A 25,237-nucleotide genomic window follows, 5' to 3' on the forward strand; every position below is an offset into this window, starting at 1 on the left:
TTGAGGGCGTGACCCACTTTGACGTCGTCGTTCTCGGAGCCGGCCCTGGCGGATACGTCGCGGCTATTCGCGCCGCCCAACTCGGACTGAATACCGCAGTCGTCGAGCCCAAATACTGGGGCGGGGTGTGCCTGAACGTCGGCTGTATCCCCTCCAAGTCGCTGCTGCGCAATGCGGAGCTCTCCCACATCATCACCAAGGAAGCCAAGCTCTTCGGCATCAACGGTGAAGCGACCATGGACTACGGGGTGGCGTTCGACCGCAGCCGTAAGGTCGCGGACGGTCGCGTCGCCGGTGTGCACTTCCTGATGAAGAAGAACAAGATCACCGAAATCCACGGTTACGGGAAGTTCAAGGACGCCAACACACTCGAGGTCGACCTCAATGAAGGCGGCACCGAGACTGTCACGTTCGACAACTGCATCATCGCGACCGGCAGCAGCACCCGACTGGTGCCCGGCACATCGCTGTCGGAGAACGTAGTCACCTACGAGAAGCAGATTCTCTCGCGTGAACTGCCCGGGTCGATCATCATCGCCGGTGCGGGTGCGATCGGTATGGAATTCGGCTACGTCCTGCGCAACTTCGGCGTCGACGTCACGATTGTCGAGTTCCTGCCGCGGGCGCTGCCCAACGAGGACGCCGAAGTGTCCAAGGAGATCGAGAAGCAGTTCAAGAAGTTGGGCGTGAAGGTCCTCACGGGCACCAAGGTCGAGTCCATCAGGGATGAGGGGGCCGACGGTTCCGTTTATGTCACCGTGAGCAAGGACGGCAAGTCAGAGGAGCTGAAGGCCGATAAGGTGTTGCAGGCCATCGGCTTTGCGCCCAACGTCGAGGGATACGGCCTGGACGCGGCCGGGGTGCAGCTCACCGACCGCAAGGCGATCGGCATCGACGACTACATGCGCACCAACGTGCCGCACATTTACGCGATCGGCGACGTCACCGGGTTGCTGCAGCTGGCCCACGTCGCCGAGGCGCAGGGCGTGGTCGCGGCCGAAACCATCGCAGGCGCAGAGACTTTGGCGCTCGGTGACTACCGGATGATGCCGCGCGCGACGTTCTGTCAGCCGCAGGTTGCCAGCTTTGGCCTGACCGAGGAACAGGCTCGCGAGGAGGGCTACGACGTCAAGGTCGCCAAGTTCCCGCTCACCGCGAACGCGAAGGCACACGGGCTGGGTGATCCGAGTGGTTTCGTGAAGCTGATCGCCGACGCGAAATACGGCGAATTGCTCGGCGGGCACCTGATCGGGCATGACGTCTCCGAACTGCTACCAGAGCTGACTCTGGCGCAGAAGTGGGACCTGACGGTCAACGAATTGGCCCGCAACGTGCACACCCACCCGACGCTGTCGGAAGCCCTGCAGGAGTGCTTCCACGGCTTGGCCGGCCACATGATCAACTTTTGAGAGCCGCGATCTGGGTCGCCGGTGTCGGCGGATTGGTGCTCGGTCACATCCTGTGGCTGGCCGGGATCTCGGCCGCGACATCCACCGCGACGGTCAGCTCCTGGGTGCTGGTGGTGGCGGCGGTCTCGTTCGTGGTCGGCGGCATCGTCGGCGCGCTCGGGTGGCGTGCCTACAAGCGAAAGTCCGACGTAAGGGCGGCGTTCCTCATCGCACTGCCGGTGTCACCGGTGCTGTTCTCGCTCGTCGTTCTCGGGGTGACGTACCTCTAGTCCGGAAAGTCCAACGGCACGTTCAGCGTCGTGATGGTCGCCGCCAACCCGTCGTACTGAGCAGCCAGCATGCAGAACTCGATGAGCTGTGGCTTGGTGAGGTGTCTGGCCAGCACGGCCCACGTCTCCGCGGATACGCCGCGGGTGACGACGAACTCGTCGGTTGCGGTGATCAGCGCGCGCTGACGATCGGTCAGCCCGTCGGCGTCGGGACCCTCGAAGATCTTGGCCTGGAGGTCCGGACCGATACCGCGACTACGGGCCAATCGCCGGTGCTGCTGCAGTTCGTACTCGCAGTTGCGAAGATGGCCGACCCGCAGGATGACGGTCTCGGCGTCCTTCAATGGAAGCTTGCTCAGCGCGCCCAGCAACATGAGGCTGTACGGGATCCACGCAAGGAACAGAAGCCGATGTTGGCCAAGCACATTGACGAGACTGAACCGCGGCGCCCGGATACCCCTGGCACCGATCTTTGCGATGGCCCAATTGACCGGCCCGAGTTCCTTGAATCCGCCGGGCGCAATGCGCGCGGGTTCGATTGCGCTCACCGTAGCGAGTCTAACTACGACTGCTTGACCAGGTAGGGCGACACCGTGCTGCGGTGCTCATCGATGTCCAGCGCGCGACCGAGTGCGGGGAAGGCCCGCTGCGGGCAGTTGTCACGCTCGCAGACGCGACACCCTGCGCCGATCGGCGTCGAGTTGTCGCCCGACAGATCCAAGCCTTCCGAGTACACGAGGCGGTGGGCGTGCCGGAGTTCGCATCCGAGGCCGATCGCGAACGTCTTGCCGGGCTGGCCGTATCGGTGGGCGCGGCGCTCGACCGTGCGGGCCACCCACATGTAGTTGCGCCCGTCGGGCATCTGTGCGATTTGCACGCCGATCTTGCCAGGGTTCGCGAACGTCTCGTAAACATTCCACAGCGGACAGGTCCCGCCGCTGGACGAGAAGTGAAAGCCTGTGGCGGACTGCCGCTTTGACATGTTTCCCGCGCGGTCAACGCGAACGAATGACAGCGGCACCCCCCGCATCGACGGCCGCTGCAGAGTCGACAGCCGGTGTGCGATCGTCTCGAAGGACACGGCGTAGAAGGCCGAGAGACGCTCGACGTCGTAGCGGAACTTCTCGGCGACTTCGTGAAACTGCCGGTACGGCAGCACCGTTGCGGCCGCGAAGTAGTTGGCGAGGCCCAGCCGCGCGAGCACGGTGGACTCCTCGCTGGTGAAGTTTCCCTCGTTCACGAGCTTGTCGATCAGGCCGCCGAACTCGAGGTACGCCAGCTCCGCGGCCATCTTGAAAACCGTCTGCCCCGAGGACAGGTGACCGCTGATCTCCAAGGTCTTTGAGTCGGGGTCGTAACGGTGTAACACCGTGCCGCCCAGGTCGATTCGTTGCTTGATGTGTACACCGTGCACCCGGGTCAGCCGGTCGGCCAGCTCGCGTGCGAGCTCCGCGCGGTGCATGCGCATGCGGATCGTGAGGTCTTCCGCGGCGGTGTCGAGCTCGTGCAGGTAGTTCTGCCGCTGATAGAAGTAGTCGCGGACCTCCTCGTGCGGCATCGTGATCGCGCCGCTACCGCTGCTGTCGGAGTGCCTGTCCTCGGTCACGGCAGCCAACTGCGCGGTGGTCAAGCGGTAGCGACGGTGCAGGTTGACCATGGCGTGCGCGAGTGCCGGATGCGAGCTGACCATGTCGGAGATCTCGGCGAGGTCGACGTCGACCGCCACGTCGCGATCCAGGGTCACCTCGCGCAACTCGGCGACGAGCCGGGTGTCGTCCTCGGAGGCGAAGAACGTCGCGTCCACGCCGAACAACTCGGTGATGCGCAGCAGCACCGACACCGTCAGCGGGCGTACGTCGTGCTCGATCTGATTCAGGTAACTCGGCGAGATTTCCAGCTTCTGGGCCAGCGCCGCCTGGCTGTAGCCCCGTTCGCCGCGGAGCTGTCGAACGCGCGAGCCGACGAACGTTTTTGCCACGATGACCAGGCTACCGGCTGAAATAACAACATTGTGAAGAAGATCTTCGCATTGTTGGCAGTTCCGGGGCTATGGCAGGATCGAGCCTCATGGGAGGCAGCAGCACCGGTCTGGCGAAGGTGATGATGCCTGTGCCCGATCCGCACCCCGACGTCTTCAATATCGAGTGGCCGCTGCGCGTCGCTGACGTCGATCGGGCGGGTCGGCTCAAGTTCGACGCCGCCACCAGGCACATCCAGGACATCGGCTCGGACCAGCTGCGCGAGATGGGCTACGAGGAGACCCATCCGCTGTGGATCGTCCGGCGCACGATGGTCGACCTGATCAGGCCGATCGAGTTCAAGGACATGCTGCGGCTGCGCCGCTGGTGCTCGGGCACATCCAACCGGTGGTGTGAGATGCGAGTCCGCGTCGACGGCCGCAAGGGCGGGCTGATGGAGTCCGAGGCGTTCTGGATCAACATCAACTCCGAGACGCAGGGCCCGGCCCGCATCTCCGACGACTTCCTCGAAGGCCTGCAGCGCACGACCGATATCGACCGCCTGCGGTGGAAGGCCTACCTGAAGGCCGGCAGCCGCGAGGACGCGGACGAGATCCGCGACTACCCGGTCCGCGTCAGCGATATCGACATCTTCGATCACATGAACAACTCGGTGTACTGGTCCGTGGTCGAGGACTACCTCTTCAAGGTGCCCGAGCTGCTGAACGCACCCCTGCGCGTGACCATCGAGCACGACGCCCCGGTCGGCCTCGGTGAGAAGCTCGAGATCCTCACCCACGTTCATCGGCCCGGTACGACGGACAAGTTCGGTCCCGAGTTGGCCGATCGCACTGTTACAACGCTCACATATGCCGTCGGCGACGAGACCAAAGCCGTCGCATGCATCTTCGCGCTCTGACGTCCTTTCCCAAACAGTACGACCGTACTGACGTGCGGAAATCGGTTACTGGCCAGTAGCTTCTGAACCGGTTCAGGGAATCGCACCTTTGCAACCTTTGCAACGTGAGGCGCTTGCTTGGCGAAAATTGGCAATCAGAACGAGTGGACCTGCACGTATGGCGTGATGCATCCTCGTACTAGCGGAACAGCCAAGTTTGTTGAGCATTAGCAAGCCGAGCACCCGCCGGCTATGCAAAGCGATTTGAAGGAGCAGTCATGTCGACCGTCGGCACGCCGAAGTCACCCGAACAGATCCAGCAGGACTGGGACACCAACCCGCGGTGGAAGGGCATCACCCGCACCTACACCCCGGCCGACGTCGTCGCCCTGCAGGGCTCGGTCGTCGAGGAGGCCACGCTGGCCCGCCGCGGCGCCGAGGTGCTGTGGAACCAGCTGCACGACATGGAGTTCGTCAACTCGCTCGGCGCGTTGACCGGCAACATGGCGGTCCAGCAGGTGCGTGCCGGCCTGAAGGCCATCTACCTGTCGGGTTGGCAGGTCGCCGGTGACGCGAACCTGTCCGGCCACACTTACCCGGACCAGAGCCTCTACCCGGCCAACTCGGTGCCGCAGGTGATCCGTCGCATCAACAACGCGCTGCTGCGCGCCGACGAGATCGCCAAGGTCGAGGGCGACACCTCCGTCGAGAACTGGCTCGCGCCGATCGTCGCCGACGGTGAGGCCGGCTTCGGCGGTGCGTTGAACGTCTACGAGCTGCAGAAGGCGATGATCGCCGCAGGCGTGGCGGGATCGCACTGGGAAGACCAGCTGGCGTCGGAGAAGAAGTGTGGCCACCTCGGTGGCAAGGTGCTGATCCCCACCCAGCAGCACATCCGCACCCTGACCTCGGCCCGCCTGGCTGCTGACGTCGCCGACGTGCCGACGGTCGTCATCGCCCGTACCGATGCCGAGGCCGCCACGCTCATCACTTCCGATGTCGACGAGCGTGACCAGCCGTTCATCACCGGCGAGCGGACCAAAGAAGGCTTCTACCGGGTGAAGAACGGTCTCGAGCCGTGTATCGCCCGCGCCAAGGCCTACGCACCGTTCTCCGATCTGATCTGGATGGAGACCGGCACCCCGGACCTCGAGCTGGCCGCGAAGTTCGCCGAGGGCGTCAAAAGCGAGTTCCCCGACCAGATGCTGGCGTACAACTGCTCGCCGTCGTTCAACTGGAAGAAGCACCTCGACGACGCGACCATCGCGAAGTTCCAGAAGGAGCTTGGCGCGATGGGCTTCAAGTTCCAGTTCATCACGCTGGCCGGCTTCCACGCGCTGAACTACTCGATGTTCGATCTGGCCTACGGCTACGCCCGCAACCAGATGAGCGCCTACGTCGAGCTGCAGGAGCGCGAGTTCGACGCCGAGGAGCGCGGTTACACCGCGACGAAGCACCAGCGCGAGGTCGGTGCCGGTTACTTCGACCGGATCGCGACCACCGTCGACCCGACGTCGTCGACCACCGCGCTCTCGGGCTCGACCGAAGAGGGTCAGTTCCACTGAGCCAGGCCTAGGCTCAAAAGGCCGATGGCTTGACAGCGCAGGCCCCGCCCAGAACCCTTGGGCGGGGCCTGACGCATGTACGAGGAGAAAAGATTTGAGCATCGAACGGGTCGGCGTGATCGGCGCCGGGCAGATGGGTTCGGGTATTGCCGAGGTGTCGGCCAAGGCCGGAGCGGATGTGGTCGTCTACGAGCCCACCGACGACTTGGTGACGGCGGGCCACCAGCGGCTCACCCAGTCGCTGGAGCGTGCGGCGGCCAAAGGGAAGCTCAGTGAAGAGGATCGCGACGCCGCGCTAGCCCGGCTGAAGTTCACCACTGACCTGGCCGACCTGGCTGACCGTCAGCTGGTCATCGAGGCGGTGGTCGAGGATGAGACGGTCAAGGGCAAGATCTTCGCCGAGCTCGACAAAGTCATCACTGACCCTGATGCGGTGCTGGCGTCGAACACGTCCAGCATCCCGATCATGAAAATTGCTGCGGCAACGCAGAACCCGAGCCGAGTACTGGGTCTGCACTTCTTCAACCCGGTGCCGGTGCTGCCGCTGGTCGAACTCGTCAGCACGCTGGTCACCTCACCCGAGGCCGCGGCGCGCACCGAGCAGTTCGCGAGCGAGGTGCTGGGCAAGAAGGTGGTGCGCTGCGGCGATCGGTCAGGCTTCATCGTCAACGCGCTGTTGGTGCCGTACCTGTTGGCCGCCATCAGGATGGCGGAGGCGGGGGTCGCGACAGTTGAGGACATCGACACGGCCGTGGTCGCCGGGCTGTCGCATCCGATGGGGCCGCTGCGGCTGTCGGACCTGATCGGGCTGGACACGATGAAGCTCATCGCCGACTCGATGTACGACGAGTACAAGGACGCGAATTACGCACCGCCGCCACTGCTGCTGCGAATGGTCGAAGCGGGTCAGCTGGGTAAGAAGTCAGGGCAGGGCTTCTACACGTACTGATCGCCGTCAGGCCTGGGCTAGGCGCTTCTTTTCCGCTTCGACATCGAAATCGGCTGCGGGCCAAGACAAGTTCATCGACTCCAGAGCCTCGATCAGCAGCTCGATGACCGCCAGCCTGCTGTACCACTTGCGGTCGCACGGAATCACATGCCACGGAGCGTAATCGGTCGACGTCTTGTCCAGCAGCGCCTGATACGCCTCTTGGTACAGCGGCCACTTCAACCGTTCGTCGACGTCTGCCGGGTTGTACTTCCAGTACTTGTCGGGACGCTCCAGGCGCTCGGCCAGTCGCGCCTTCTGCTCCTCGAGCGAGACGAACATCGCCACCTTGATGAGCGTCATACCGCCGTCGACGAGCGCCTTCTCGAAGGCATTGATCTCGTCGTAGCGCGCACCCCACACGTCGGGCGCGACGAGATTGTGCACCCGCACGATCAACACGTCCTCGTAGTGGCTGCGGTCGAACACCCCGATATGGCCTGCCGTCGGCAGGGCGTTGCGGATGCGCCACAGATAGTGGTGCGCCAGCTCTTCGGGGGTCGGCTTTCCGAAGCTCGTGTACCGGATGCCCTGCGGATTACCAGCTCCCACAACATGTTTGACGATCCCGCCCTTACCCGCGGTATCCATGCCCTGCAGCACGAGCAGGATCGAACGAGTGTCACCGGAGCGGCTGTTGGCGTAGAGCATCTCCTGCAGCTCGGCGAATCGTTCATTGCGCTCGGCCTGCAGCGCCGGGGCGTCGGCCTTCTTCCCCTGGAAGCCCGGTGTCGCACCGGTGTCGATATCGGCGACCTTGTCGCCATGACGGAACTCGAGATGGATATGCGGCTCGTGGGTCCACAGGGACGGGAGGTCTGACTCGGCCATCCGCTCAGTCAATCAGTCGCCGGGGCAAAACCGGCGAAGGATGCGGACCTTGCCGGAACTTCTCCAGCGATCCGCCCACCTCGACGATGCCGCACAGCGCGCTCCACGACAGCATGGTCAGATAGTCGATCAGCTCGTCTGAGCTCATGCGAGGGTTCGACATCCACGAGTGCGTGGCCAACTGCACGCCGCCGACGGTGTGGAACGCCCACGCGGCCGCGCCGCCCGTCTCCATGCCGGCCTCGGCCATGCGGCGACGCAGCATAACGCCGAGCATGCGGGCGATGATCTGCTCGGAATCCGCGACGGCCTTGCTCTTGGACGCCGAGTTGTTCGCCATGACGAACATGTACGGCTCCGGTTCGGAGGCCACCGTCTCCACGTAGACCCGGATGATCTCGCGGGTCAGCTCGTAGCCGTCAAGATTGGACGACAGCGCCGCGGCCATGTTCGGGATCAAGGTCGTCTGCGCGAACCGCATCATGACCGCGGTAGTCAGATCGTTCTTGTCGACGAAGTAGCGGTAGAGCACCGTCTTGGACACGCCGATCTCTGCCGCGATCTCGTCCATGCTGACGTTGCTCCCGCGGCGCCGGATCGCCTCCAGGGTGCCGTCGACCAGCTCATTGCGCCGCTCCACCTTATGCTGGTGCCAGCGCCTCTTGCGTCCATCAGTCTTGAGCGCGACGGACGAGGTTTGTTGTGCCACGATCGCCGTATTCCGTTCCCTAGTTGCCCTCAATAATACGGCCGATCTTGAATTCCAGCGGCAACGGCCAAGACCCGCACTCTGTCGGTAGCGGATGATGTAGGTGTGGCACACAGACCGAACGTCGGCGCACGCGCCATGACGGAGGCGCCTGGCGCCCCGCGCCGTAGTTTTGCCGAGTCCCTGGCGGGTGCCGACAGCGCCGCCGACGCGGAGCGCAGACGCGGCCTGCGACGGATGAAGATCGTCGCGCTGTCGTTCCTGCTCGGTGCGACGGTGATCTTCCTCGTCTGCACCTGGGCCCAGTCCCAGGGGGCGGCACCGTGGGTCGGGTACGTCCGCGCCGCCGCTGAAGCCGGCATGGTCGGCGCACTGGCTGACTGGTTCGCTGTCACCGCGCTGTTCAAACATCCGCTGGGTATCCCGATCCCGCACACCGCGATCATCAAGCGTAAGAAGGATCAACTCGGCGAGGGCTTGGGCACCTTCGTCCGCGAGAACTTCATGTCACCGGAGGTCGTCGAGACCAAGCTGCGTGATGCAGAGGTCGCGGGCCGGTTGGGCAAGTGGCTTTCCGACCAGGCGCACGCCGAACGGGTCGCTGGCGAAATGGCAACGGCGCTAAGAGTTCTGGTCGAGATGTTGCGTGACGAGGATGTCCAGCACGTACTGGACCGGATGATCGTCAAGCGCATCGCCGAACCGCAATGGGGCCCGCCGATCGGCCGCGTGCTGGCCACTCTGCTCGCCGAGGGTCGGCAGGAAGCCCTCATTCAGCTGCTGGCCGACCGGGCCTTCCAGTGGTCGCTCAACGCCGGCGAGATCATCGAGCGCGTCATCGAACGTGATTCACCGACGTGGTCGCCGCGCTGGGTCGACCACCTTGTCGGCGATCGCATCCACCGTGAGCTCATGGACTTCACCGACAAGGTGCGACGCAACCCCGACCACGAACTGCGGCGGTCGGCCACTCGCTTCCTGTTCGAGTTCGCCGACGACCTGCAGCACGACGAGGCCACAATTCAGCGCGCCGAGAACGTCAAGGAACAGCTGATGGCGCGCGATGAGATCGCGCGTGCCGCGGAGACCGCCTGGACCGCCGCCAAGCGGATCTTCCTCGAGTCTGTCGACGACCCGTCCTCTGCCCTGCGGACCCGCATCGCGGACTCCGCGATACACGTCGGGGAGTCGCTGTGCGATGACGCCGATCTGCGCGACAAGGTCGACAACTGGATCATTCGGGCAGCTCAGCACCTGGTCGCCCAATATGGGGCGGAGATCACAGCGATCATCACCGAGACGATCGAGCGATGGGATGGCGACGAGGCCAGTCGCCGCATCGAACTGCACGTCGGGCGTGACCTGCAATTCATTCGTATCAATGGCACCGTGGTGGGTTCGCTGGCGGGTCTGATCATCTATTCGATAGCTCAGCTACTCTTCTGACCTGCGCTAACGAGTGCTTGCAAAAGTTAGCACCCCGTCGTACGGTAGGGCTTGTCGCTATTCGGTTACCCAAGTACGAAGGGGGTCACGCGTGCCGCAGGATGAAAACATCGCCGCTGTGATGTCCAATGCTGCACAGGACATCGGCACTTTCATTCGCACGCAGCGCGAGGCAGCCCAGGTATCGGTGCGGCAGTTGGCCGAGAAGGCCGGCGTCAGCAATCCCTACCTCAGTCAGATCGAGCGGGGATTGCGGAAACCCTCCGCCGACGTGCTCAACCAGATCGCCAAGGCGCTGCGGGTATCCGCGGAAGTTCTCTACATCAGGGCCGGAATTCTGGAACCCAGCGAGAACAACGAAGTCCGCGACGTCATCATCACCGACTCGGCTATCACGGAGCGGCAGAAGCAGGTGCTGCTCGAGATCTACACGTCGTTCGTTCAGCAGAACGAGGGCCAGAAGAACGAGAGCCTGCAGATCGAAGCGGCAGGCGTCCAGACCGACGAGGAGCAGACGACTGAATAGAAACGTGCACTCGATTTAGTCCAACCGAACCGTCCGTTTGAAGTTCTGAACACCAAATCTCCAGAAACTGGGATGAAAGGAAACACCGACATGGCTAAGAAGACCCCGGCCAAGAACAAGAACCAGCCGACCGCTGACGACCTGAAGGCCCCGCTGCTCGCCGCAGTAGGTGCTGCCGATCTGGCCCTCGAGCGCGTCAACGAGATCGTCGCGGCTCTGCGCGAGCGCGCCGAGGATGCGCGTACCGACGCCGAGACCCGCGTCGAAGAGACCCGCGCCCGCGTGACCAAGCTGCAGGAAGAACTGCCGACGCAGTTCGGCGACCTGCGCGAGAAGCTGAACTCCGACGAGCTGCGCAAGTTCGCCGAGACCTACGCCGAGGCCGCTCAGACCTCGTACAACAAGCTGATCGAGCGCGGCGAGGCCGCCCTCGAGCGGCTGCGTAGCCAGCCGGCCCTCGAAGAGGCCGCCGGTCGCGTCGAGCGCTACTCGGACCAGGCCGTCGAGCTGACCCAGGAAGCGCTGGGCAACGTCGCGACCCAGACCCGCGCGGTGGGCGAGCGTGCCGCCAAGCTGGTCGGTGTCGAGCTGCCGAAGAAGGCTCAGAAGGCCGCGGCGCCCGCCAAGAGCGCCGCCAAGAAGGTGCCGGCCAAGGCCCCCGCCAAGAAGGCCCCCGCCAAGAAGGCTCCGGCCAAGAAGGCTCCGGCCAAGAAGGTCACCCAGAAGTAGCATTTCGGCTCCGAGTCGCCCGGCTGGGCGACTATGAGTCGACCAGGGGACGTAGCCCGCATACGCTTGGAGCGTGCAGCTCCAAAACTTGGCGGGTTACGTCCTCTTACTTTTGGCCGTCGTAGTACTGGCCGTCACTCTCTATGCCTTCGTCCACGCCGCCATGCAGCGGCCCGACGCGTATACCGCCGCGGGCAAGCTCACGAAGCCGGTCTGGCTTTTGATCATCGGCGGTGCAGGTGCGTTCGCCCTGCTCACCAGTCTCACCGGAGTTTCCGTTTTCGCGATTGCCATCGCCGCGGTTGCGACCGGCATCTACCTCGTCGACGTCCGGCCGAAGATCCTGGAAATCCAGGGGAAGTCCCGTTAACCGGCGTTTTGTCGCGGCCGCGACGGTCCTGTTACCCCTCACCTTGGCGCCCGCCGCCGCCGCTAGTCCAGCACCCGCACCGCCCTACGTCGACCACGTCGAATGGGCGAAGTTCGGTGACCTGTCGAGCCTGCGGGTGTACCCGACGACCGCCGGCCGGCAGGCATCGCTCGTCGCCACCGTCGAGACCGAGGCCGCCGCGTGGCAAGAAGTGCTGGCACTCTCGCCAGACGCAGCGATGCCGGGAATGTACGAACAGTTCATCTGCCACTGGCAACTGGCCGAACTCGGCCGCCCCGGAAAGGCCAGTTGGAATTTGGAGCCGTGGCGGCCCGAGGTCGACGACAACACGTTGATCGCGACGAACTGCAATCCTGGCGGCACCGAGGAACCGTTTTAGTGCGCACCTATTGCCGCGATGACGTGGCTGCGCTCATCGATCACACTCTGCTCAAACCTGAAGCCACTGAACGCGACGTCGCGCGTCTCGTCGAGGAAGGCACCGAGCTCGGGGTGTACGCGATCTGCGTGTCACCGTCCATGGTCGCCGTCGCGAAGCGAGCGGGAACGGATACCAAACCCATCGCCGCGGTCGTGGGATTCCCTTCAGGTAAACATTTTTCGGCCATCAAGGCCGAGGAGGCGCGGCTTGCGGTGTCGGCGGGGGCCGCCGAGATCGACATGGTGATCGACGTCGGCGCGGCGGTGTCCGGTGAATTCACCGCCGTGGCGGCGGAGGTTGCCGCGGTGCGGGCGGCCGTCGAGGGCGTGGTCCTGAAGGTGATCGTGGAGTCGGCTGCGTTGCTCAGCATCGTGGGGGAGGACGCACTCGTATCAGCGTGCCGGGTCGCCGCGGATGCGGGAGCGGACTTTGTGAAGACCTCTACCGGGTTCCATCCGGCAGGGGGTGCATCGGTTCGCGCGGTGGAGCTGATGCGCGCGGCTGTCGGCCCTGGTGTCGAGGTCAAGGCCAGTGGCGGCATCCGCACAACGGCCGATGCGGTATCGATGCTCGACGCCGGCGCGACCCGGCTGGGATTGTCTGGGACTAGGTCAGTGCTCGACGGATTGGAAGGGGCGAATCGGGTTATTGACGCAAACATTTAGTATTTGCTGAGAGTGGTTCACGAGTGTGCCAAAAGTGTGCGAAGATCTAGATCAACCTCACCTATTCCCCAGGTGACTATCGATAGGATGATTTAAATGACCACCCACAATCGTTTGCTTCGTCGAGTTTCCACAGTTGCGGGCATCGGGGCTATCGCCGCCATGGGCTTCTTCACCGCATCATGCGCCAAGGAAGAGGAAAAGGCGCCCGAAACCTCGACCACGACCACCACGACGACGACACCGTCGTCCGCCGCACCGGTTGAGCCGACGGAGAAGGCGCCCCGCCTCGAGCCGGGCGGACCGAACCCGTTCTCGCCGAGCGTGATTGCGCCGCCGGCTCCGGAGGCGACACCTGGCCGCCATCGCTGATAGGCGGCGCCGGCTCGTAGCACTCGTCGCGGCAGCGGCGCTGACTGTCTCAGGCATCAGCGCCGCTTGCGCGCGGCAAACCCCCGGCAGGATCACGGGTCCGTACGCCTCCCTGCTGGCGAGTTCTCAAGATCTGGGCCCGTCGCGTACGGGCGACGCGCAACTGACGGTCACGCTCACGGACCCGTCGCGCACGCAGCCGCTGACCAAATGGGCAACCGATGCCGGGCTGTGGGTGCGTGCACGCGCCGGTGATGGGTGGGCGATCGTCGAGGGCGCCGCCGCCGATCTGGCGCGGGCTTTCGACGTACCCGTGCACGACTACCGCGGCCTGAAAGGCCAGGTCTTTTACGCATCCCCACAGCAGCCGTCGATACCGTCGGTGCTGCGTGACGTCGTGTCCGGAATCGGCCGAATCAACAGCTATACACCGCACCGCATGGCGAGCCCTGGATTCTTACCCCTGGACGTGCGATGGGGCGGCTTGACTCCTGAGGGATTGTTGCAGGCGTACAACGGCACCCCCCTCGCCGATCAGGGCTTCACCGGCGAGGGGCAGACAATCGTGTTCTTCGCCTTCGACAGCGCGGATCAGGCGGATCTGGACCTTTTTGCCGACACCTCCGGCCTGCCGCGCTTCACCCCGGTCATCGTGGGCGGGAAGCCGGAGGAGCAGAGCGGCGAAACCGCGATGGATCTTCAAGTGGCACACGCGATTGCGCCGCTCGCGCGTCTCGTGGTCGTCAATGCCCGTCCCACGGTGCAGGGCGACGGAGCCTTCGAGAAGATCGCGAAGATGTTCGAAGATGCCGACCGCCAGTTCCCTGGGGCGGTGTGGAGCCTGTCGATCGGCTGGGGTTGCGACAAGCTTTTCACCGCCGCCGACCTGGCGCCGGTGGTGGCCGCGGTGACCGCCGCGCAGCGGCGTGGTACCTCGGTGTTCGACGCGAGCGGAGACACTGCGGGCCTGGAGTGCAAGGGCGGTGAGAATTGGTCGGCTCCGCCCGGCCCGGATGACATTGGCCTGGACGCGGTTTCGTCGATACCGAACGTCACCTCGGTCGGCGGCACCACCCTCTCGACGAGCCCCCGCGGGCAGTGGGTGGGGGAGTACGCGTGGGTGGATTCGCCGCTGACGCAAGGGACCAGCGGCGGGGTGTCGATCTTGTTCGACCGTCCGCCGTGGCAGAGCCAGCTGAGGGCCGAACGGGATACCAAGCGTCGCCGCCTGTCGCCCGATGTCGCCGCCGTATCAGATCCCTTCACCGGGGTCAGGGTCATCTACAAGCAGACGGAGGTGCTTGGCGGCGGCACGTCGCAGGCAGCGCCGATGTGGGCCGCGATGACGGCGCTGATCAACGAGTACCTCAACGCCAACGGAGGTCGTCCCGTCGGGAATGCCAACGCGGTGCTGTACCGCGTGGCCGCAGGTGCGAATCTGCCTGGATTTCGTGACATCGTCCGCGGCGGCAACGCCGTTGACATCGCCCATCCCGGCTACGACCTCGTGACCGGCCTCGGCACCCCGAACGTCTACAACCTTGCGCAGAACATCCTCGAACTGCAGGAGAGGGCGTCGCCTCGATGAGCGGTCCGAGCGGCGCGTCCACCATGGTGTGTCAGGCGTGCGAGAACGAAGTGCCCGAGTCGACGTTCTGCGGACTCTGCGGTGCGGCGCAGACCGGCAGGCTCGGACGTCGCCGGATCCGGGCATACGCGGCGGCACCGAGCGAGCACACCCTGGTGCCGTCCGTAGCGACGTCACTGTTCCCCCACCTGCCGCGGCGAGCGCTGCTGCCGTTCCGGGTCGGACTCGTGCTGCTGGTCGTCACGATGGTGGTGTGTGCGTTGATGCGCTGGCAGGCGCCGCTGATCACCGTGTGTGCGCTGGGCCTTCCGATACTGTTCCTGATCTACCTGCGTGAGGCACAGATCGACCGTGACGTGCCGAGATTCTCGCTGGTGCTCACGGCCGTTTTCGGGGCCACGCTGGGTGTCGGCTCCGCGCTTGTGACGGGCGCGGTCGTAGCCGCCTCGTATGTCGTTTCGCTCGGTCCGGACTACTCCGGGGCGCAGCCGGTGGTGGATTCCCTCGCGGTGATGGCAATCCCGATCGGTGCGGCCGCCGTCATGCTGATTCCGGCGGCGATGATATGGCTGGTCCCAACCGGTGCCCGAGAGTTGTTGGACGGGTTCGTGTTCGGAGCGCTTGCGGCGATCAGCTTCACCGCCGCTGTCACGTTCACGCTGCTGGCGCCCCAGCTCGAAACTGGGGTGACTGCCGACTGGACCCTGCCGGTCAGCGTCCTACTCGTCGAAGGGGGTATCAGGGGCATCGCGATACCGGTGACCTCAGCGGCGTTGGGCGGCTTGGTCGGTGTGACGCTATGGTCAGGTCGCCGCGTGCTGATCGCGGCCAGTGTTCTTGTCGCACTTGGCCTTTTCGGTGTGACCGGAGTGGTGGAGGTCCTCACCACGATCTCTCCGTATGTCCATCTTGGCATCCATGTCGTCATCACGTTGGTCGCGCTGATCGCGGTGCGGTTCGGTATACAGGCCGCGCTGCTCAACGAGCGGCAGGCACCGGTCGACGAGGGTGTACGGGTGCTCTGTCCGCAGTGCGAAACCGTCGTACCCGATATGCCGTTCTGCCCGAACTGCGGCGTCGCTGCTCATGCGTCGTCGCACACCTTGCGCACCATCCGACGCACCGCGGCGGATGAGACGGTGGAGGTACGCCGAACATCCAATACCCGAATCCTTTTGGCAGTGGCCGCCTTGACGACCGTCGTCGCCGCGGCGGGAGTCGCGGCGGCGGTGGTGGTCACACCCGAACCTCCCGAGTATGTGTGTCCACCGGATTGTGGGCGTCCACCTATCGCGGAGCCCATCGAATCCAACCCGCGTTTCGTCTCACCGGACGGCGCGTTCTCAGTGCAGTACCCGGGGCCGGGAACGGCCTACAAGGCGACCTTGAACCCCGATGGCGTGGACCTGGAATACGTTGGTGGGGATACCGGGACCATGTCGCTGTTCGGACTACCTGCCGAAGGTCGCACACCGAAAGAGATCACGGAATCTCTGATCCAGGGAAAGTATCCGTTCGCGAAGATCGACTACGAGATCCCCAACGCCATGGTCGGATACGAGCTCGGTTACGGAGTGGTCATGAACGAGTATCCGCAGGATGCTCGCGGCGCTTTTTCCCGCCTTCGGCTGGTCGTATTGGTCGCGGTCAGAAACGACTATGCGTTGGTGGCGGGCGCGATCGGACCATTCCGCGAGTTCACTCGCGACGATGGTCCGGGCCACCCGTCAGGCGCCAATCTGCAACTCGCCATGGATATGGGCAAGTACGTCAACAGCTTTCGGTGGGCCGAACCGGCGGAGTGACCGTCAGATATTCGAGAAGCAGGAATTCTGGTCGCTATCCGGGATCATTGCGTTCCTGGTCGAGAACCGAGTCTGGACGCCGGAATCGGTGACCTTCACCGAGTCGGCCTTGATGTTCATCGGCAACTCCTGCTCGAGCTGGGTGGTGAGGGAGTCGAGTGCCGGCTGGATCGTCTCACGGGGCAACGTGAAGCCCAGCCCGGTCAACTCCGTCACCTGCAGTGTGAGGGCGCCGTTCTTGATCTCCGGTTTGGTCACGATGCTGCCGAGCGCTGCCTCCAACTCGACCGTGCCCTGGGACGGGTTGGTCGTCACGCCGGAGATCAACGAGCCGACGAGCGGGATCGCGTTCTGGATGGACTCCGACATTCCGGCCGATGTCCAGTCGATGTCCGCGACGAGCGATCCGATCGTGCCCTTGCCGCCGGTGCCGGCGTTGTCGTTCAGCTTCACGTCGTTGATGGTGACGTCAGCCTTCATGCCCGACAGGTCGCCGATCTGATTACCCGCAGTCTCGACATGGAGGCTGCTGTAGTGCCGGTTGATGTGCTGGATCAGGAACGGCGGCATGAACGCGAAGGACACCTCGGCCTTGTCTTCGACCAAACACTCGACGGCCTTGGCGACCCTGGTCTCGCCCTCGTTGCGCGCGTACAACTCGATGCCTATGAGCGCGGCGGCGAGCACCGCCACCACGATCACCAGCACGAGAACGATCGACAGCGGGTCCCGAAGGGACCTCTTCGACTTCTTCGGCGGCGAAGGCTCCACCGGCGGCGATGCCCCAGCGGACGGCTGTGTCGGCCCGGGCGGGGGAGGTGGCGCCGCGGAGCCCGACGGCCCCTGCGGAGGAGGTTGCCCGTACTGCGGCTGGCCCTGCGGGTACTGCGGCTGGCCCTGCGGGTACTGCGGTGGTTGCGGCTGGTTCCTGCGGTCCCAAGGGTCTGTCATCTCCGCGATTCTGCCCTACCTCACAGGTGATCTGTGCGGTTGTGGAGGACCGCGATGGTTTCGCGCACCTTCCGGGCGGCGTCGAGGTCGATATCGGTGACGATCAGTGCCGGATCGTCACCCGCGGATGCGACGACTTCGCCAACCGGCGATGCGACGACGCTGCCGCCCACCCCGGTGGGTCCCAGCGCCGCGATTTCGTCGCCCGGATAGGCCTGGTCAACCGCGGCGATGAAGCCGGTGGTGTCGATTGCGCGGGCCCGCGCCAGCAGCGTCCACTGATCGAGCTTGCCGGGGCCGGTGCCCCATGACGCGTGGACGGTGATGAGTTGCGCCCCGCGGCGGGCCAATTCGACGTACAGCTCGGGAAATCGGACGTCGTAGCAGAGGGTGAGGCCGACGGTGACGCCGTCGACGGTGATGACGACCGGCTCGCGGCCCGGCGCCACGGTGTTCGACTCGGTGAACCCGAACGCGTCGTAGAGGTGGATCTTGTCGTAGTGCGCGTCAACTCCAGGCCCCGTCGCGATCAGGGTGTTGGTCACCCGCGCACGACCCTCCCGCGGTTCGGCGGGGACGAACATGCCCGCGACGACGACGATGCCTGCGCGTTCGGCGATCTGTCGCACTTCCGTTGCCCACGGTCCGTCCAGCGGTTCGGCGATCGTCGCCAACGGGACTCCGAGCCGGCACATGGTCGCTTCGGGAAACAGCACCAGCCTGGCGCCGGCGTCGGCCGCCCGTCGCGTGTATTCATCGACCAGGTCGAGGTTGGCCGCAGGGTCGGTGCCGCTGCGAATCTGTGCCAGGGCCACACGCATGGAGACCAGCCTAGAGCGCAGTGTCAGGGCGCGATGCCCTCGACCAGCATCGTCAGTCCGTGGTGGCGAACGCGCCCAGGTGTCAGCCCAGCGTCGCGCATCAAGTCCTGCACCTGCTGTGGTGATCGTTCCCGACCGCCTTCGCAACAGACGACCATCAGGATGTCGCACACCGGTGTCGAAAGATTCGGCCGGCCGCGCTCGTGGTGCCAGTCGATTGTGACCAGTCTCGAGCCTGAGGGCATGGTGGCGCGCACCCGCTTGAGGATGTCGCGGCACGTGTCGTCACCCCAGTCGTGCAGGATCCACTTCATCGTGTAGACGTCTGCATGTGCGTCCAGTTCGCCGAACAGGTCGCCGGTTCGCCGTTCGATCCGGTCGGCTAACCCCCGCTCGCGGAGATATCCCTCCGCCTGTTCGATGACGTCGGGGGAGTCGAGAAGAATGCCGCGAGCGTCCGGCCGATGCTCGAGGATGGCCGCAAGCATGTGCCCGATACCGCCTGCCACATCGCAGATGACCCCGCCTCGGGGCCAGGGGTAGGCGCGCACGAGACCGGCAAGGTCGATCTCGGTCATCTGTCGCATCGCGTCGGCGAATGTGGCGCCCACCTCTGGATGGTCGCCGAAATAATTCCACATCGACTTGCCGAAAGCTCTTCTGTATCCAGAGTTTTCGCCGCCCTCGCGGAGCTGCGCATCGAGGTGTGCGTGCGCCGCTGCGGTGTCGGGGTGTGCGTAATAGGTGACCCACGACGCCACCGACTTCGGGTGGTCGCGGCGTAGCGGCCCGCCCGTTCTCGTCAGGCATGCGCGGCCACGGCGGTCAAGGCGTAACAGCCGCGACGCGACGGCGGCATCGACGAATCTGCATGTCATGTCGGGATTCAATCCCAGGTCGCGCGCGAGGTCGCCCGGTGTTCGCGCACCCGTGCCAAGCACATCGGCGATCCCCGATGACACAAGAACACCCGCGATCATGGTTTTCTGCATTCCGAAAACCACGTCGACGAGTAGCGCCACCTCGCCCGGCAGGGTGGCCTCGACGACGTTCAACATCCGGTCGCGTGCGCTGAGCATGCGGCGGGCTGCCCACAGCGGCACTGAAATCGCCGGCGTCATGGCTGAACGGTAGAGCTCGGCGGACACACAGTCAAGACATAGTGTCTAACTGAAGTGTCTATGGATGCGTTACCGTGAATCGGTGGGCGTCACCCGTAAGTCGAAATCGAATCGCCAACAGCGGCGCGGCGAACTGGCGCAACGGCTGCTCGAGGCGACCGAAGGACTGATGTCTGACGGCCTGTCATTCACCGAGCTGAGCGTCGACCGTTTAGCCGCGGAGGCGGGCATTTCCCGAGCTACGTTCTACATCTACTTCGAGGACAAGCGACAGCTGTTGTTGGAGCTGAGCCGACGAGTCACGGCCGAACTCGGCAAGGCCGCGGCGCTGTGGTTCGACGCATCGGACAAGCGCGACCCGGAAAGCGCGCGCCGATCGGTCCGGCAGATCGTCGCTGTGTATAGAGAGCATCAGGCCGTGCTCGCTGCCTTCGTCGAACTTGCGAGCTATGACCCTGTTGTCGCCGAAGCTCATACGGCGATCGTGCACGGCGTCGCCGGGCAGGCTGAAGCTGCGTTGGACCGGGCCATTGCAGCGGGAGCGGCCGGGCCCGCGCACAGCTTGGCGACGTCGCGCGCTCTGACGTGGATGATCGAGCGCACATGTCACCAGTTGGTTCGCAACTCACCACCCGAGGCCGACGACGCGATTGCCGAGGCGCTCACCGAAATAATTTGGCGCACTTGGTATTTAGAACCACTGAATAGGTAGTCGCACAGCTCATCCCGAGCCAGAGCTGGTCAGTGCGGCGCCACGGTCTCCCACGGCACCGTGAGAACGCCGTCGCGCATCCGTCGTCGCGGCGGATCGACCTGAAAACCACTGTCGCGCAAAAGATCCAACATCGCCCGCCAGCGGACCCGCGGGCCGAAGACGCCGTGCCCCGCGACGCTGGCCCACGCGCGATCAGCCGCCGCCAGCAGGGAGTGGATCGGCTGGCCGTCGACGTTGTGGTGGATCAGCACCTTGGGTAGTCGCACGGCGAGGTCGGACGGGCGCTCGATCGCGAACGGATCGCAGGCCAGTGTGAGGCTCAGCGGACCGTCGGCGTCGAGCAGCACCCAACAGCACAGGCGACCCAGCTCATCGCAGGTGCCGTCGACGATCAGGCCGCCGGGTGCCAGCTGGTGTTGCATGGTCGACCACGCTTCGGCCACCGCGTCGACGGGGTACTGGCGCAGCACGTTGAACGCGCGCACCAGGACCGGGCGCCGGCCGGCCAGCTCGAAGCCGCCGAGGGCGAATTCGACGGTGTCGCCTACTGCGGCTCGCGCCGACGCGACCCGTTCCGGATGGATTTCGAGGCCGATGACCCGAACGTCGTTGCGCACCATCCGGAGCCGTTCGGCCAGTTCCAGGGTCGTCACCGGCAGCGCGCCATAGCCGAGGTCGACCACCAATGGGTCGGTGGCGGACAGCAGTGCGGCACGCACCCGTCGCGAATGCACCAGCCAGCGGTCGCTGCGTCGTAGCCGGTTGTAACCGGTGGTGCCTCGGGTGAGCTGTCCAATGGGGGCAGCCATAAATTCAATTTTAGGCCGGTGGTGGCGTTGCGCCTCGCACCACGCCGCTGGACGGGCGAGGGACAGATTCTTCGCCGCGTTTCCGGTAAGTGGCAGCTGACTGTCATTAGCCGGTACGCTGCTGGACCATCCCGAGGCGTTTGAACGCCTGAGCCACACCGAGGGCCAGGTGGTCATTGCCAAGCTTGTCGACGAAACGGTGCGCTATCTCAGTGTCGTGCAAAGTCTCGTCGACCGCGTGGTCCTCGAGGACATGACGATTGGTGGTCAGCAGGTACAGGCCGGTGACATTCTCTTGATGAATATCCCTGCGGGAAACTGGGATCCGAGGTTCACCGAACATCGCATAGGGCTGAAGCTCGCTCGCGCCGAACTTCAGATCGCGCTTTTTTCACTGGCGCGTCGTATGCCGGACTTACGTCTCGCGGTGCCGCGCGAACAACTCGAGTTCAAAAGCGATCACGGGATCTACGGAATCCGAGACCGAACCTGCTTGACGGACTAGGTGTTCTCGGCGATCCACTCCGTGGTGAAGCGCTGCTCCTGGATCAACAGGTCGACGAGTTGGCTGCCGATGAAGTTCTCGACCTTGCCGCCGACGAGCGGGATGTTCACTTCGACGGTGGCATTGAAGTCCAGCCGTGAACCCGACCCGGATATCGAAGGGGCGAGGACCGCGGTGCCGCGCAGCGTTGCGGGCGCACCGGTGATCGACCCCTTGACCGATGCGGTGGTCTTTCCATCGGCGACCGGTGTCCACGTTTCTTCGCGTACGAAACTCAGGTCACCGCGGTGGAACTGGGTGACTACAGCCGGCAACCGACTGGCCCGCAATGTCTGCGTCGTGATGATGTCGATACCGCCGTCGGTGCAATCGATCGAATCCAGCGAGTAGACGTCGGCGCCGGACTCCGTCAAGCGGGCCAGCCAGTACCGTTCGTCGCGGAATGCGCGGTGGACCTGTTCGACTGTGCCCTCGTATTCGGTAGCCATGTCGAATGAGCGCGGCATAGCTGGCCACGCTACCGTTACCGCCCGTGGTCCCCTCGCTCATCGGCGGCGCGTCCGTCTCCGAGGCGGTGCCGTTGGCGCCGCTGACCACGCTGCGCGTCGGACCCGTTGCGCAACGACTGATCACCTGCGACACCACCGGCAAGGTTGTCGACGTGATGCGCGCACTAGGCCCTGACAGCGACGCCCTGATCCTCGCGGGCGGATCCAACGTCGTGCTGGCCGATGACCTGACTGACCTCACCGTCGTTCTGCTCGCCAACACCGAGATCACGGTCGAGGGAAACGTTGTGCGGGCGGAGGCCGGGGCGGCTTGGGACGACGTTGTCGTGACGTCACTTGCGCACGGACTGGGCGGACTGGAATGCCTGTCCGGTATCCCGGGTTCCGCCGGTGCGACGCCGGTACAGAACGTCGGTGCCTACGGCGCCGAGGTGGCCGACACGATCAGCCGCGTGCGACTGCTGGACCGCCGCACGGGAGAGGACTCCTGGGTCGCACCGTCAACGCTGCAGTTCGGCTACCGCACGAGCGTCCTCAAGCACTCGTCGGCGGCGATCGTGCTCGAGGTTGAGTTTGCCTTGAACCCCGACGGGCTCAGCGCACCAATGCGCTACGGTGAGCTGGCCAATACTCTTGGCGCAGAACCGGATTCACGGGTTGACGCGGCCCGGGTGCGGGAAGCGGTGCTGGCGCTGCGGGCCGGCAAGGGCATGGTGCTCGACGAGGCCGACCACGACACCTGGAGCGTCGGCTCCTTCTTCACCAACCCAGTCGTCGACCATGAGGTGTTCGAGCGGCTGCGGGACAGCATCGAGGGAACCGTGCCCAACTACCCGGCGCCGGGCGGCGTCAAGTTGGCCGCAGGCTGGCTCGTGGAGCGTGCGGGTTTCGCCAAGGGTTACCCCGGCGACGACGCTCCAGCGCGGCTGTCGACCAAGCACGCGTTGGCTGTGACCAATCGGGGAAAAGCGTCGACGTCCGATGTGATTGCGCTGGCCAGGGCGGTACGAGACGGTGTGAAAACAGCATTTGGGATCGAACTCACCCCCGAACCAATTCTGATTGGCGTCGCCCTCTAGGTACCCTGGGTCCACGTGAGCCCAGCCGATCCACTGTCGTCGATAAGTCGTCGGCGCGCCTTGACCGCGTTTGCGGTCGGCGTCATCGCGCCCGGGGCCTTGGCCGCCTGTTCCAATCGGTCTGCACCCTCCGCGGGTGAGGCCATCGCGCCACCCGCGCCGTCGCTGAAATTCGAACCGGCCGACACCACCGCCGATGTGGCGCCGACCGCGCCCATCGGCGTCGAGGTCAACGACGGGTGGTTCCAGCGCGTCTCGCTGACCAATCCCGACGGCAAGGTCGTCGCGGGCGCGCTGAACCGCGATCGCACCGCATTCAACGTCACCGAGCCGCTCGGCTACGGCGTCGAGTACACGTGGAAAGGCTCGGTCGTCGGCCGCGACGGCAACGCGGTTCCGGTCGCGGGCAACTTCACCACCGTCAACCCCAGCACTCAGGTCAGCGGCGTCTTCCAGCTCGCCGACGGTCAGGTCGTCGGCGTCGCGGCGCCCATCATCATCCAGTTCGACGCGTCGATCAGCGACAAGGCATCCGTCGAGAAGGCGGTCAAGGTCACCACCGAACCGGCGGTCGAGGGCAGCTGGGCATGGCTGCCCGACGAGGTCGGGGGATCGCGCATGCATTGGCGTACCCGCGACTACTACCCGGCCGGCACGAAGGTGCACGTCGACGCGAGGCTCTACGGCGTTCCCTTCGGCGACGGCGCGTTCGGTGCGGCGGATTCGACGCTGACATTCGAGATCGGCCGCCGCCAGGTGGTCAAGGCCGAGGCCTCGTCGCACCGCATCCAGGTGCTGGACGCGGGCGGTGCGGTGATCATGGACTTCCCGTGCAGCTACGGCGAAGGCGATCTGGACCGCAACGTGACGCGCAGCGGTGTCCACGTCGTCACCGAGAAGTACGAAGACTTCTACATGACCAACCCCGCGGCCGGCTACGCCAACATCCGCGAGCGGTTCGCTGTCCGGATCTCCAACAATGGCGAGTTCATCCACGCCAACCCGGCCAGTCTCGGTTCGCAGGGCAATTCCAACGTCACCAACGGCTGTATCAATCTGTCCGAATCCGATGCCCAGCAGTACTTCAACAGTGCGATCTACGGCGACCCGGTCGAGGTCACCGGGACACGGATTCAGCTGTCCTACGCCGACGGCGACATCTGGGACTGGGCGATTCCCTGGGACGAGTGGAAGTCGATGTCGGCGCTGAGTGACGAGGCCTCACCGGCGGGGATCCCCAGCACCGCGCCTGCCACGCCGTCGGGTGCGCCGGAGCCCGCGGGCGCGGGCCGCCCCGGCGGCTAGGCGTCCAGTCTTGACGAGTTACTTGCGGTTGAAGCGTGATCCGATCGCACCGCTGACCTGGTCGCGTGGGCGAACCACGATGAGATCCAGGTCGACGTGCGACGGACGGCTCGCGACGAACCCAATCACCTCGGCGATGTCCTCGGCGACCAGCGGTGTGACGCCTTCGTAGACCTTGGCGGCCCGCTCCTCGTCACCCTCGAATCGGCGTAGTGAGAAGTCCGTCTTCACCATGCCCGGCGCAACTTCGGTGAGCCGCACCGGTTTTCCGAACAGCTCGCTGCGCAACGTGCGATGCAGCACACCTTGGGCGTGCTTGGCCGACGTGTAGCCGCCGCCGTTGTCGTAGATCTCCACGGCCGCGATCGAGGTGACCGTGATGATCAGCCCGTCACCCGAGTCGATCAGCTTCGGCAGTAATGCACGGGTGACCAGCAGCGTGCCGAGCACATTGGCCTCCCACATCCACCGCCACTGCTCGATGTCCGCCTCGACGACAGGTTCGAGGCCGCGCGCGCCGCCGGCGTTGTTCACCAGTACGTCGACCCTCTCCAGGCTGTCTGCCAGGGCGTTTACGCTCTCGGGGTCAGTGACGTCGGTCACAATGGCGGTACCCCCGATCTCGTCCGCCAGGGCCTCGACCAGCTCCCCGCGGCGCGCAGCGCAAACCACGTGAAAGCCAAGGGCTGCAAGGGTTTTCGCGGTTGCGGCGCCGATGCCGGCGCTGGCGCCGGTGACCACTGCGACCCGCCTTTCGGTCTCTGGTGTCGTCATGTGCCCGACTTTAGTTGGCGTGCTAAGTTCACTCGCATGTCCAGGAGCCAGGCTGCCCGCATCACGCGGCACTGTTGT

28 protein-coding genes are annotated in these 25,237 nt (G+C 64.9%); 18 read left to right on the forward strand and 10 right to left on the reverse strand.

The window, feature by feature from the left end; genetic code table 11:
- Positions 1 to 8 precede the first annotated feature (8 nt).
- Together lpdA and ACIA48_RS05130 are read left to right on the forward strand one after the other, a co-directional pair.
- Complete coding sequence (lpdA, locus tag ACIA48_RS05125; protein ID WP_396728234.1) at positions 9 to 1,409, forward strand: dihydrolipoyl dehydrogenase; 1,401 nt, start codon at positions 9 to 11, stop codon at positions 1,407 to 1,409.
- Positions 1,406 to 1,678, forward strand: coding sequence for a hypothetical protein (locus ACIA48_RS05130; RefSeq protein ID WP_396728236.1), 273 nt, complete (start codon positions 1,406 to 1,408; stop codon positions 1,676 to 1,678). Before lpdA ends, ACIA48_RS05130 begins: the two co-directional genes overlap by 4 nt.
- Here ACIA48_RS05130 and ACIA48_RS05135 read toward each other — a convergent pair.
- Entirely contained in the window at positions 1,675 to 2,226 is a 552-nt protein-coding gene (locus tag ACIA48_RS05135) for a carboxymuconolactone decarboxylase family protein (RefSeq protein WP_396728238.1), read from the reverse strand. The genes ACIA48_RS05130 and ACIA48_RS05135 overlap by 4 nt on opposite strands.
- A gap of 14 nt (positions 2,227 to 2,240) precedes the next feature.
- The gene (ramB, locus tag ACIA48_RS05140; RefSeq protein ID WP_396728240.1) at positions 2,241 to 3,656 is read right to left on the reverse strand and encodes an acetate metabolism transcriptional regulator RamB; all 1,416 of its coding nucleotides are present in this window, start codon (positions 3,654 to 3,656) and stop codon (positions 2,241 to 2,243) included.
- Positions 3,657 to 3,745: 89 nt separating this feature from the next.
- Between ramB and ACIA48_RS05145 the strand changes: the two genes are divergently transcribed.
- From ACIA48_RS05145 to ACIA48_RS05155, 3 genes are all read left to right on the forward strand, one after another.
- Entirely contained in the window at positions 3,746 to 4,555 is an 810-nt protein-coding gene (locus ACIA48_RS05145; protein WP_396728242.1) for an acyl-ACP thioesterase domain-containing protein, read from the forward strand.
- Positions 4,556 to 4,812: 257 nt separating this feature from the next.
- Positions 4,813 to 6,099, forward strand: coding sequence for an isocitrate lyase (gene aceA, locus ACIA48_RS05150; RefSeq protein ID WP_396728244.1), 1,287 nt, complete (start codon positions 4,813 to 4,815; stop codon positions 6,097 to 6,099).
- A gap of 94 nt (positions 6,100 to 6,193) precedes the next feature.
- A complete protein-coding gene (locus ACIA48_RS05155; protein WP_396728246.1) occupies positions 6,194 to 7,048 on the forward strand; it encodes a 3-hydroxybutyryl-CoA dehydrogenase in 855 nt (284 codons plus the stop codon).
- Between the two features lie 6 nt (positions 7,049 to 7,054).
- On the opposite strand, the gene ACIA48_RS05160 is transcribed toward ACIA48_RS05155, so the two are convergent.
- On the reverse strand, positions 7,055 to 7,918 hold the full coding sequence (locus ACIA48_RS05160; protein ID WP_396728248.1) for a polyphosphate kinase 2 family protein: 864 nt from the start codon (positions 7,916 to 7,918) through the stop codon (positions 7,055 to 7,057).
- A 4-nt stretch (positions 7,919 to 7,922) separates the two neighbouring features.
- Positions 7,923 to 8,627, reverse strand: a complete 705-nt coding sequence (locus ACIA48_RS05165) for a TetR/AcrR family transcriptional regulator (RefSeq protein ID WP_396728250.1) — start codon at positions 8,625 to 8,627, stop codon at positions 7,923 to 7,925.
- A 138-nt stretch (positions 8,628 to 8,765) separates the two neighbouring features.
- Here ACIA48_RS05165 and ACIA48_RS05170 point away from each other — a divergent pair, with 138 nt between their 5' ends.
- The 9 genes from ACIA48_RS05170 to ACIA48_RS05210 all read left to right on the forward strand — a co-directional run bounded on the left by ACIA48_RS05170 (position 8,766) and on the right by ACIA48_RS05210 (position 16,570).
- On the forward strand, positions 8,766 to 10,073 hold the full coding sequence (locus ACIA48_RS05170) for a DUF445 domain-containing protein (RefSeq protein WP_396728524.1): 1,308 nt from the start codon (positions 8,766 to 8,768) through the stop codon (positions 10,071 to 10,073).
- A 121-nt stretch (positions 10,074 to 10,194) separates the two neighbouring features.
- Positions 10,195 to 10,599: a helix-turn-helix domain-containing protein gene (locus tag ACIA48_RS05175; RefSeq protein WP_396728526.1), complete on the forward strand. Its 405-nt coding sequence runs from the start codon at positions 10,195 to 10,197 to the stop codon at positions 10,597 to 10,599.
- A gap of 90 nt (positions 10,600 to 10,689) precedes the next feature.
- The gene (locus tag ACIA48_RS05180; RefSeq protein WP_396728252.1) at positions 10,690 to 11,328 is read left to right on the forward strand and encodes a heparin-binding hemagglutinin; all 639 of its coding nucleotides are present in this window, start codon (positions 10,690 to 10,692) and stop codon (positions 11,326 to 11,328) included.
- Between the two features lie 73 nt (positions 11,329 to 11,401).
- Entirely contained in the window at positions 11,402 to 11,698 is a 297-nt protein-coding gene (locus tag ACIA48_RS05185) for a DUF2516 family protein (RefSeq protein ID WP_396728254.1), read from the forward strand.
- 43 nt (positions 11,699 to 11,741) lie between these two features.
- Complete coding sequence (locus ACIA48_RS05190; RefSeq protein ID WP_396728256.1) at positions 11,742 to 12,098, forward strand: DUF2599 domain-containing protein; 357 nt, start codon at positions 11,742 to 11,744, stop codon at positions 12,096 to 12,098.
- 23 nt (positions 12,099 to 12,121) lie between these two features.
- Positions 12,122 to 12,805: a deoxyribose-phosphate aldolase gene (gene deoC, locus ACIA48_RS05195; RefSeq protein WP_396728258.1), complete on the forward strand. Its 684-nt coding sequence runs from the start codon at positions 12,122 to 12,124 to the stop codon at positions 12,803 to 12,805.
- 96 nt (positions 12,806 to 12,901) lie between these two features.
- Positions 12,902 to 13,177 (forward strand): hypothetical protein, encoded by a 276-nt coding sequence (locus ACIA48_RS05200; protein ID WP_396728260.1) that lies wholly within the window; start codon positions 12,902 to 12,904, stop codon positions 13,175 to 13,177.
- Entirely contained in the window at positions 13,134 to 14,765 is a 1,632-nt protein-coding gene (locus ACIA48_RS05205) for a protease pro-enzyme activation domain-containing protein (RefSeq protein ID WP_396728262.1), read from the forward strand. Before ACIA48_RS05200 ends, ACIA48_RS05205 begins: the two co-directional genes overlap by 44 nt.
- Entirely contained in the window at positions 14,762 to 16,570 is a 1,809-nt protein-coding gene (locus tag ACIA48_RS05210) for a zinc ribbon domain-containing protein (protein ID WP_396728264.1), read from the forward strand. The genes ACIA48_RS05205 and ACIA48_RS05210 overlap by 4 nt, the downstream gene beginning before the upstream one ends.
- Before the next feature lie 3 nt (positions 16,571 to 16,573).
- Here ACIA48_RS05210 and ACIA48_RS05215 read toward each other — a convergent pair whose 3' ends face one another.
- From ACIA48_RS05215 to ACIA48_RS05225, 3 genes are read right to left on the reverse strand one after another with little or no spacing between them, the layout of a single operon-like run.
- Positions 16,574 to 17,521, reverse strand: a complete 948-nt coding sequence (locus ACIA48_RS05215) for a DUF2993 domain-containing protein (protein ID WP_396728266.1) — start codon at positions 17,519 to 17,521, stop codon at positions 16,574 to 16,576.
- A 20-nt stretch (positions 17,522 to 17,541) separates the two neighbouring features.
- Complete coding sequence (locus ACIA48_RS05220; protein ID WP_396728268.1) at positions 17,542 to 18,342, reverse strand: carbon-nitrogen hydrolase family protein; 801 nt, start codon at positions 18,340 to 18,342, stop codon at positions 17,542 to 17,544.
- Between the two features lie 23 nt (positions 18,343 to 18,365).
- Positions 18,366 to 19,463: a methyltransferase gene (locus tag ACIA48_RS05225; protein WP_396728270.1), complete on the reverse strand. Its 1,098-nt coding sequence runs from the start codon at positions 19,461 to 19,463 to the stop codon at positions 18,366 to 18,368.
- Positions 19,464 to 19,545: 82 nt separating this feature from the next.
- On the opposite strand from ACIA48_RS05225, the gene ACIA48_RS05230 reads away from it, so the two are divergent.
- Positions 19,546 to 20,175, forward strand: coding sequence for a TetR/AcrR family transcriptional regulator (locus ACIA48_RS05230; protein ID WP_396728272.1), 630 nt, complete (start codon positions 19,546 to 19,548; stop codon positions 20,173 to 20,175).
- A 29-nt stretch (positions 20,176 to 20,204) separates the two neighbouring features.
- Here the strand turns inward: ACIA48_RS05230 and ACIA48_RS05235 are convergent, their stop codons facing one another.
- Entirely contained in the window at positions 20,205 to 20,987 is a 783-nt protein-coding gene (locus tag ACIA48_RS05235) for a class I SAM-dependent methyltransferase (protein ID WP_396728274.1), read from the reverse strand.
- Positions 20,988 to 21,156: 169 nt separating this feature from the next.
- Here ACIA48_RS05235 and ACIA48_RS05240 point away from each other — a divergent pair, with 169 nt between their 5' ends.
- Positions 21,157 to 21,492, forward strand: coding sequence for a cytochrome P450 (locus tag ACIA48_RS05240; RefSeq protein WP_396728276.1), 336 nt, complete (start codon positions 21,157 to 21,159; stop codon positions 21,490 to 21,492).
- On the opposite strand, the gene ACIA48_RS05245 is transcribed toward ACIA48_RS05240, so the two are convergent.
- Positions 21,489 to 21,998 carry a DUF2505 domain-containing protein gene (locus ACIA48_RS05245; RefSeq protein WP_396728278.1) on the reverse strand — a complete coding sequence of 170 codons (510 nt, stop codon included), beginning with the start codon at positions 21,996 to 21,998 and terminating at the stop codon, positions 21,489 to 21,491. The two genes, ACIA48_RS05240 and ACIA48_RS05245, sit on opposite strands and share 4 nt — an antisense overlap.
- A gap of 26 nt (positions 21,999 to 22,024) precedes the next feature.
- Between ACIA48_RS05245 and ACIA48_RS05250 the strand changes: the two genes are divergently transcribed.
- Together ACIA48_RS05250 and ACIA48_RS05255 are read left to right on the forward strand one after the other, a co-directional pair.
- Positions 22,025 to 23,080, forward strand: a complete 1,056-nt coding sequence (locus ACIA48_RS05250; RefSeq protein WP_396728280.1) for a UDP-N-acetylmuramate dehydrogenase — start codon at positions 22,025 to 22,027, stop codon at positions 23,078 to 23,080.
- Between the two features lie 15 nt (positions 23,081 to 23,095).
- Complete coding sequence (locus ACIA48_RS05255; RefSeq protein WP_396728282.1) at positions 23,096 to 24,385, forward strand: Ig-like domain-containing protein; 1,290 nt, start codon at positions 23,096 to 23,098, stop codon at positions 24,383 to 24,385.
- Between the two features lie 18 nt (positions 24,386 to 24,403).
- Here the strand turns inward: ACIA48_RS05255 and ACIA48_RS05260 are convergent, their stop codons facing one another.
- Positions 24,404 to 25,159 carry an SDR family oxidoreductase gene (locus ACIA48_RS05260; protein WP_396728284.1) on the reverse strand — a complete coding sequence of 252 codons (756 nt, stop codon included), beginning with the start codon at positions 25,157 to 25,159 and terminating at the stop codon, positions 24,404 to 24,406.
- Positions 25,160 to 25,237 lie beyond the last annotated feature (78 nt).

The sequence above is a fragment of the Mycobacterium sp. NPDC051804 genome, from assembly GCF_044452905.1.
Taxonomy (GTDB): domain Bacteria; phylum Actinomycetota; class Actinomycetes; order Mycobacteriales; family Mycobacteriaceae; genus Mycobacterium.

Excerpts from the sequence above, each read along its gene's own strand:
- ACIA48_RS05145 (WP_396728242.1), top strand. The coding sequence starts at position 3,746 with ATGGGAGGCAGCAGCACCGGTCTGGCGAAGGTGATGATGCCTGTGCCC.
- aceA (WP_396728244.1), top strand. The coding sequence starts at position 4,813 with ATGTCGACCGTCGGCACGCCGAAGTCACCCGAACAGATCCAGCAGGAC.
- ACIA48_RS05160 (WP_396728248.1), bottom strand. The coding sequence starts at position 7,918 with ATGGCCGAGTCAGACCTCCCGTCCCTGTGGACCCACGAGCCGCATATC.
- ACIA48_RS05170 (WP_396728524.1), top strand. The coding sequence starts at position 8,766 with ATGACGGAGGCGCCTGGCGCCCCGCGCCGTAGTTTTGCCGAGTCCCTG.
- ACIA48_RS05175 (WP_396728526.1), top strand. The coding sequence starts at position 10,195 with ATGTCCAATGCTGCACAGGACATCGGCACTTTCATTCGCACGCAGCGC.
- ACIA48_RS05180 (WP_396728252.1), top strand. The coding sequence starts at position 10,690 with ATGGCTAAGAAGACCCCGGCCAAGAACAAGAACCAGCCGACCGCTGAC.
- ACIA48_RS05200 (WP_396728260.1), top strand. The coding sequence starts at position 12,902 with ATGACCACCCACAATCGTTTGCTTCGTCGAGTTTCCACAGTTGCGGGC.
- ACIA48_RS05210 (WP_396728264.1), top strand. The coding sequence starts at position 14,762 with ATGAGCGGTCCGAGCGGCGCGTCCACCATGGTGTGTCAGGCGTGCGAG.
- ACIA48_RS05215 (WP_396728266.1), bottom strand. The coding sequence starts at position 17,521 with ATGACAGACCCTTGGGACCGCAGGAACCAGCCGCAACCACCGCAGTAC.
- ACIA48_RS05220 (WP_396728268.1), bottom strand. The coding sequence starts at position 18,342 with ATGCGTGTGGCCCTGGCACAGATTCGCAGCGGCACCGACCCTGCGGCC.
- ACIA48_RS05225 (WP_396728270.1), bottom strand. The coding sequence starts at position 19,463 with ATGACGCCGGCGATTTCAGTGCCGCTGTGGGCAGCCCGCCGCATGCTC.
- ACIA48_RS05235 (WP_396728274.1), bottom strand. The coding sequence starts at position 20,987 with ATGGCTGCCCCCATTGGACAGCTCACCCGAGGCACCACCGGTTACAAC.
- ACIA48_RS05245 (WP_396728278.1), bottom strand. The coding sequence starts at position 21,998 with ATGCCGCGCTCATTCGACATGGCTACCGAATACGAGGGCACAGTCGAA.
- ACIA48_RS05260 (WP_396728284.1), bottom strand. The coding sequence starts at position 25,159 with ATGACGACACCAGAGACCGAAAGGCGGGTCGCAGTGGTCACCGGCGCC.